We start from the raw sequence: 6244 nt of genomic DNA, 5'->3' as shown, positions 1-6244 counted from the left end.
TTTATCCCCCCCCGGCCCGCCCCCCCCCCCCCGCCCCCCCGCCCGCCGGGGGGGGGGGGGGGGGGGGGGGGGGCGGGTGGCTGATCCACCAGCTCGCCGACCAGGTCGACATCGCGCAGCTGCCCGAAGGGGGCCGTTCCATCACCGCGGCAGTGCCGCTCTCCGGGCCCTGACCCGCGAAGGGGCGGAGTCAAAGACCACCGGGCCGGAAGTCTGACCCGCTCACGACAGGGCATACGGCGTATCGCCGAGGGAGAAGTGGTCTCCCCCGAACCGCCGGGCGGCGGAGCAGACGTGGGGGGATCCGATGGGCACAAGCGTTCCAGCGAGAGACGCGAGCGGGACCGGGGAGGCCGGCAGTAGCGGCCACCCCGCACAAGCCGACGGGAGCGGCGGGGCTGCGGAAGCCGGCGGGAACGACGGAACCGGACGGACCGGTCGTCGGGGAGCACCCGTTCCCCCGCACCCCGGCCACTCCCCGGCCCTTTCCACCGGAATCCCCCGGGCCGCGGCCCGCATCGGCGCCTTCGCGGTCTGCCAGGCGGCCGTCATCGCCGGATTCGGGCTGCTGATCACCGGGCCTGCCCAGGGCCGGTGGCCGATGACCGCGGAGGACGCGGCCGTCGAGGCGCTCGAAGACGCCCGTACCACCACCCTCGACACCGCCTCCACGATCGCCTCCGCCCTGGGCGACACCTCCACGGTGGTGGGCCTCACGCTCCTGGCCTGCCTCGCCCTGGTCCTGGTGCCCCGGCTGCCCCGGTGGCGCGAGGCGGTCTTCCTCGCCGTCGGGGTCTCGCTCCAGTCGGTGGTCTTCGTCCTGATCACCGCCTCCGTGGACCGGACGCGTCCGGACGTGGAGCGCATGGACGACTCCCCGCCCACATCGAGCTACACCTCGGGGCACACCGGCGCGGCCACCGCGCTGTACGCCGGGCTCGCCGTCCTGGTCCTGTCCCGGACCCGGGCCCGGTGGCGCAAGCCGCTGGCCGCACTCCTGCTGCTCCTTCCGCTGCTCGTCGGACTCGCACGGCTCTACCGGGGCATGCACCACCCCACCGACGTGGCCGGCGGACTGGCGAACGGCGCGCTGTCCCTGCTCGTCGTGGGCCGGGCCGTGCTCCCCGGGCACTCCTGGGTGGGCCGGCCCCCGGCGGACGCCATGGACATCGCCGTGGCCGCCGCCGAGGCGCAGCCCGCCCCGGCACGCAGGCAGACCACCGTCATCGTCAACCCGACGGTGACCGGCGAGGCCACCCGGGAGCAGCTGCGTCTGGTCCTCGCCCAGCACGGCTACCGGGACACCCGGTTCGTCGACACCACCGCCGAGGACACCGGCGGCGGCCAGACCGCCGAGGCCCTGCGCACCGGGGCCGAGCTGATCGTGGTCTGCGGCGGCGACGGCACGGTCCGGGCCGTCGCGGACGCCCTGGCCGGCACCGGTGTCCCGCTGGTCCTCGTACCGTCCGGGACCGGCAACCTGCTGGCCCGCAACCTGGACCTCCCGCTCGGACCGGCCGAGGCACTGGCGGCGGGTCTGACCGGCGAACCGCGCGCCCTGGACCTCGGCCGGATCGAGGGCGACGGGTTCCCCGCCGTCCACTTCACCGCCATGGCCGGGGCGGGGCTGGACGCGGCGATGCTGGAGGAGACCTCCGACCGCGCCAAGTCGGTCCTGGGCTGGCCCGCGTACGTCCTGGCCGGGGCCAAGGGGCTGCGCGCCCCGCGGATGCGGCTGACCGTCCGTCTCGACGACGGGCCCGAACTGCGCCGCACCGCCCGGATGGTCCTCGTCGCCAACATCGGAACGGTCCAGGGGGGCGCGGCCCCGGTCCCCGCCGCGAAGCCCGACGACGGGCTGCTCGACCTCGCGCTCTTCGACCCCCGTGGCGCGGGCGGCTGGCTGCGCACGGCAGGGGTGCTGCTGCGTGCGAAGCGCCGGGGCGCGGACGTGACCGGCACGGGCACGGGCGACGGCGGCCCCGTCGAGTTCCACACCTTCCGCCGCGCCGAGCTGGCCTTCGCCCGGCCGCAGCCGCGTGAGATCGACGGGGATCCGGTGGGCCCCGGCCGACGCCTCACCGCGGAGGTCCGGCCCGGTGCCCTCACCGTCATGCTTCCCGCGCGGGAACGCTGATGGGGACGGCGACCCGGGTTCCGGTGACCCGCGTCATGAGCGGGGACGAGCTGTCCGGCGACGAGGCACTCGCGGCCCTGCGCCGCTACGGCCGCTGGCCCCTGATACGAGACGCCTTCACGCGTTTCCGTTACGCCGACGGCTTCAGCCACGCCCGCGCGCTGGCCCTCCAGACGATCCTGGCGATCATCCCGCTGGTGATCGCCTTCGTCGGCCTGTCGGCCGAGCTGCACACCGAGGGCGTGGGCCGGCTCGCCGAACTCACCATCCACGGCATCAGCGAGGGCCCGAGCGCCGAGGTGGTGGACGACGCCCTCAACCGCAACCAGCAGAGCGACGGCGACGGGCCCGAGGTCGCCCTCTGGCTGGGTCTGGCCTTCTCCGTGGCCAACGTCACCACCGCGATGTGCCAGATAGAACGCGGGGCCAACCGGATCTACGGGGTGGAGCGCGACCGGGTCTTCCACCTCAAGTACCTGCGCGGTCTGGTGATGGCCCTGAGCGCGGGCATCCCGCTCGGCATCGGCTCCGTGATGATGGTGGCCGGCGGGGACCTCGTCGCGGCGGCCGCCACCGTGTACGGCCTGGGGGACACCGCACGGGACACCTGGGACCTGCTGCGCTGGCCGCTGGGCTTTCTGCTCGCCCTGGTCTCGGCGAGCGCCATCTTCCGCCGCTCCCCGCGCCGCAAGCAGCCCGGTTACACCTGGCTGGCCTTCGGAGCGGCCCTCTACCTCGTCCTGTGGACGGCGCTGACCTGGCTGCTGAGCCTCTATCTCGGGATCAGCGGCTCCTTCGACACCGTCTACGGCCCGCTGAGCGCGTTCATGTCGCTGCTCCTGTGGGCCTACCTCACCTCCATCGCCCTCTTCCTCGGGCTGGCCTTCGCCGCCCAACTGGAGGCGGCCCGCGCCCGCAGGCCCGGACCGATCACCGCCGACCCCGGAGCATGACGTGCCACGATCCCCCGCCGAACCTCCCAACCCGGGGCCGGACCCCACCGAACCTCCCACCCCGGGGCCGGACCCCGCCGAACCTCCCACCCCAGGGCCGGCCCCGGTCGCACGGACGGTCGCCCAGGACCGGACCCGCCGTGCGGACCGCCGCCTGGGCGTGCGTCTGCTGGTGGCCGTCGGGGCCGGCGCGGCCGCGGCGGTTCCGTTCGCGCTGCTCCTGATGCTCGTCGAAGGGGCGTGGGGGCCCCTTCAGCGCCTGGACGCCGGGGCGGCCCGCCGACTGCACGAAGTGGCCCTGGACCACCCGGGGTGGACGGCGACGCTCCGCTTCCTGTCGGACTGGGTGTGGGATCCCGCGACGCTGCGGACGGCGGTCGCCCTGCTCACCGGCTGGCTGCTCTACCGGCGCGCGTGGCGGCTGGCCGCCTGGGCGGCGACCACGGCGATCGGCGGTGCGCTGATCGGGGTGCTCGTCAAGGTCGTGGTGGAGCGGGCCCGGCCCTCGCTCCAGGATCCCGTGGCCCTCGCGCCCGGCTACTCGTTCCCCTCGGGCCACACGATGACGGCGACCACGTCGTGCGCCGTCCTTCTCCTGGTCCTGCTGCCGCTGGTGGCGCGCCGGTGGCGCGGGGTGTGCTGGGCCGCGGCGGGGATCTCCGTCCTGGGCGTCGGGTTCACCCGGATCGCCCTCGGCGTCCACTGGTTCAGCGACGTCATCGGCGGATGGCTGCTGGGAGGGGCGGTCGTCGTCCTGACCGGCTGGGCCTTCGAGGCGTGGCGGAGCGATGCGGGCCGCCCGCGTACGGACGTGTCGGAGGGCCTGGAGCCCGAGCTGACGGACGAGCGGCCCGAGCCGGAGGCGTACGGCACGGAGCGTGGCTCGCGGGACCGGTGACACCGGCCGGGGGGAAACACCGGTCGGGCCACCACCAGGATCACGGGGCCGGGATCAGTAGCCCTGGCCCGCCAGGAAGGAGCCAAAGTCGAGCACGAGGGAACGGGCCTCGGAGACCTGGGCTTCGCGGTCCCCGTCCACCAGCACGAACATGCAGACGTCCGGTGCCGCCCGGACGACCCACATGGCGCGGTCGCCTTCCCGCAGCAGGCCGAGTTCCAGCTCGCTGCCGGTGACGACGTCGGAGATCACCTCACGGCTCTCCCGCTGCCAGAACGTGCCCGCGATCCGCAGGCCCCGGGGGTGAACGGCTTCCTCGCACACGGTGCACAGGGCCTCGATGTCGTCCGGAACCGCGCCTTGCGCACCTTCCGCGCCCTTCGCCGTCGACCGGAAGTACGGCCACCCGTCTTCGTCGCCCCGCCCCGCGACGGCGAAGAACCCCGCCTCGGCGGAGAACGCGGCGGCGGCACGGGCCGGCGAGTCCTCTTCCCCGAGAGCCAGATGCGTGCGCAGGACCTCGCCCCACTGTTCGGTCACCGGAGACATCGCGCGTTCCTTCCTTTCGTCGTCCTCGGCCGAGCGGTCACCCCCCGTACCCGGCGGAGCATCTCCTGCCCTGGTATCTCCCGGTCAGACCGCATCCCTCCGCCCCACCCGTACGAAATCCGAGCCCGGGGTTCAGGTGCCGAGGATCGGGCACCCGAGGCACACAGCACGTTCCGACAACCGCACCAGGACAAGGAATCACCATGATGGTCGTAGGAATAGTCGCCGTCTGCGCCGTTCTCCTCGTGCTCGCGTTCCTCGTGCCGCGCCTCTCGCGCCACCCGGAACGCGGCACACAGCGCACGCTGGGTGCGGGCTCGCGCGCCGGCGGGAAGGCGCCCGGCATCCTGGGCCGCCTCTTCAGCAAGCCGTTCCGCAGCAGCTCCAAGGCGGTCGGCAAGAGCGGCTCGGCCGGTCGCCGTGCCCGCGGCCACATGCCGTTCTGACCATGGCGCGCCGACGCACGCCACGGCGGAAGGGGCCTCCCGCAACAGTGCCGGGAGGCCCCTTCTCCTCGCCTTGCGCCCCCCGCCCTACCAGGCGAAGGCCTCCGGCGAAGGACCCGGCCCCGGGAAGATCTCGTCCAGGCCGGTGAGCACCGCCTCCGGGAGGTCCAGCTCAAGTGCCCTCAGCGCACTGTCCAGTTGCTCGGCGGTGCGCGGGCCGACGATCGGGCCCGTGACGCCGGGGCGGGTCAGCAGCCAGGCCAGGGCCGCCTCGCCGGGCTCCAGGCCGTGCTTGTCGAGCAGGTCCTCGTACGCCTGGAGCTGCGCGCGGGTGGCGGGGTCGGCCAGGGCGTCGGCCGCACGGCCCGAGGCGCGGCGGCCACCCTCCGTCGTCTTCTTGATCACGCCGCCCAGCAGCCCGCCGTGCAGCGGCGACCAGGGGATGACCCCGAGGCCGTACTCCTGCGCGGCCGGGATGACCTCCATCTCGGCGCGGCGCTCGACCAGGTTGTAGATGCACTGCTCGCTGACCAGGCCGAGCGAACCGCGCCGGGCGGCCTGCTCGTTGGCCTGGGCGATCTTGTAGCCGGAGAAGTTGGACGAACCGGCGTAGAGGATCTTGCCCTGCTGGACCAGGACATCGATCGCCTGCCAGATCTCGTCGAAGGGCGTGTTCCGGTCGACGTGGTGGAACTGGTAGAGATCGATGTGGTCGGTCTGGAGGCGCTTGAGCGAGGCGTCGACCGACCGCCGGATGTTCACGGCGGAGAGCTTGTCGTGGTTCGGCCAGGCCTCGCCCTCGGCGGCCATGTTCCCGTACATCTTGGTGGCCAGGACCACCTTGTCGCGCCGTCCGCCGCCCTGGGCGAACCAGGTGCCGAGGATCTCCTCGGTGCGCCCCTTGTTCTCGCCCCAGCCGTACACGTTGGCCGTGTCGAAGAAGTTCAGGCCCGCGCCGAGCGCGGAGTCCATGATCGCGTGGCTGTCCGACTCGTTGGTCTGCGGGCCGAAGTTCATCGTCCCGAGGACGAGCCGGCTGACCTTGAGTCCTGTACGTCCGAGCTGTGTGTACTCCATGACGCCCCAGCCAACTCCTTCGAGTCCACTCCAGGCAAGCACGCACCCCGGCCCCGAAGGAGGCGGCCGGGGCGGGGGGGGGGGGCGGCCCCCCCCCCCCCGCCCCCCCCCCCCCCCCGGGGGGGGCCCCCCCCGGGCCCCCCCCCACAAAAAACAGGGCCCGCCGCCCCCCGTGGGGTGTTGT

At 73.8% G+C, this 6244-nt stretch carries 6 protein-coding genes; 4 read left to right on the top strand and 2 right to left on the bottom strand.

Annotated elements, in window-relative coordinates; translation table 11 throughout:
• Positions 1-601: 601 nt before the first annotated feature.
• The 3 genes from JS521_RS13775 (at position 602) to JS521_RS13765 (ending at position 3988) form a co-directional block, all read left to right on the top strand.
• On the top strand, positions 602-2137 hold the full coding sequence (locus tag JS521_RS13775; protein WP_239487245.1) for a bifunctional phosphatase PAP2/diacylglycerol kinase family protein: 1536 nt from the start codon (positions 602-604) through the stop codon (positions 2135-2137).
• On the top strand, positions 2137-3090 hold the full coding sequence (locus tag JS521_RS13770; protein WP_205083201.1) for a YihY/virulence factor BrkB family protein: 954 nt from the start codon (positions 2137-2139) through the stop codon (positions 3088-3090). Before JS521_RS13775 ends, JS521_RS13770 begins: the two co-directional genes overlap by 1 nt.
• Before the next feature lie 160 nt (positions 3091-3250).
• Positions 3251-3988: a phosphatase PAP2 family protein gene (locus JS521_RS13765; RefSeq protein WP_372448582.1), complete on the top strand. Its 738-nt coding sequence runs from the start codon at positions 3251-3253 to the stop codon at positions 3986-3988.
• A gap of 54 nt (positions 3989-4042) precedes the next feature.
• Here JS521_RS13765 and JS521_RS13760 read toward each other — a convergent pair whose 3' ends face one another.
• Positions 4043-4537, bottom strand: coding sequence for a hypothetical protein (locus JS521_RS13760; RefSeq protein ID WP_205083200.1), 495 nt, complete (start codon positions 4535-4537; stop codon positions 4043-4045).
• Positions 4538-4740: 203 nt separating this feature from the next.
• Here JS521_RS13760 and JS521_RS13755 point away from each other — a divergent pair, with 203 nt between their 5' ends.
• A complete protein-coding gene (locus JS521_RS13755; protein WP_205083198.1) occupies positions 4741-4983 on the top strand; it encodes a DUF6411 family protein in 243 nt (80 codons plus the stop codon).
• An 87-nt stretch (positions 4984-5070) separates the two neighbouring features.
• Here the strand turns inward: JS521_RS13755 and JS521_RS13750 are convergent, their stop codons facing one another.
• Positions 5071-6060 carry an aldo/keto reductase gene (locus tag JS521_RS13750; protein ID WP_205083197.1) on the bottom strand — a complete coding sequence of 330 codons (990 nt, stop codon included), beginning with the start codon at positions 6058-6060 and terminating at the stop codon, positions 5071-5073.
• Between the last annotated feature and the right edge of the window lie 184 nt (positions 6061-6244).

The organism is Streptomyces durocortorensis (assembly GCF_016901035.1).
GTDB lineage: Bacteria > Actinomycetota > Actinomycetes > Streptomycetales > Streptomycetaceae > Streptomyces > Streptomyces durocortorensis.
This window is presented reverse-complemented; position numbering and strand designations above follow the sequence as displayed.

Excerpts from the sequence above, each read along its gene's own strand:
- JS521_RS13760 (WP_205083200.1), bottom strand. The coding sequence starts at position 4,537 with ATGTCTCCGGTGACCGAACAGTGGGGCGAGGTCCTGCGCACGCATCTG.
- JS521_RS13770 (WP_205083201.1), top strand. The coding sequence starts at position 2,137 with ATGGGGACGGCGACCCGGGTTCCGGTGACCCGCGTCATGAGCGGGGAC.
- JS521_RS13775 (WP_239487245.1), top strand. The coding sequence starts at position 602 with ATGACCGCGGAGGACGCGGCCGTCGAGGCGCTCGAAGACGCCCGTACC.
- JS521_RS13755 (WP_205083198.1), top strand. The coding sequence starts at position 4,741 with ATGATGGTCGTAGGAATAGTCGCCGTCTGCGCCGTTCTCCTCGTGCTC.
- JS521_RS13750 (WP_205083197.1), bottom strand. The coding sequence starts at position 6,060 with ATGGAGTACACACAGCTCGGACGTACAGGACTCAAGGTCAGCCGGCTC.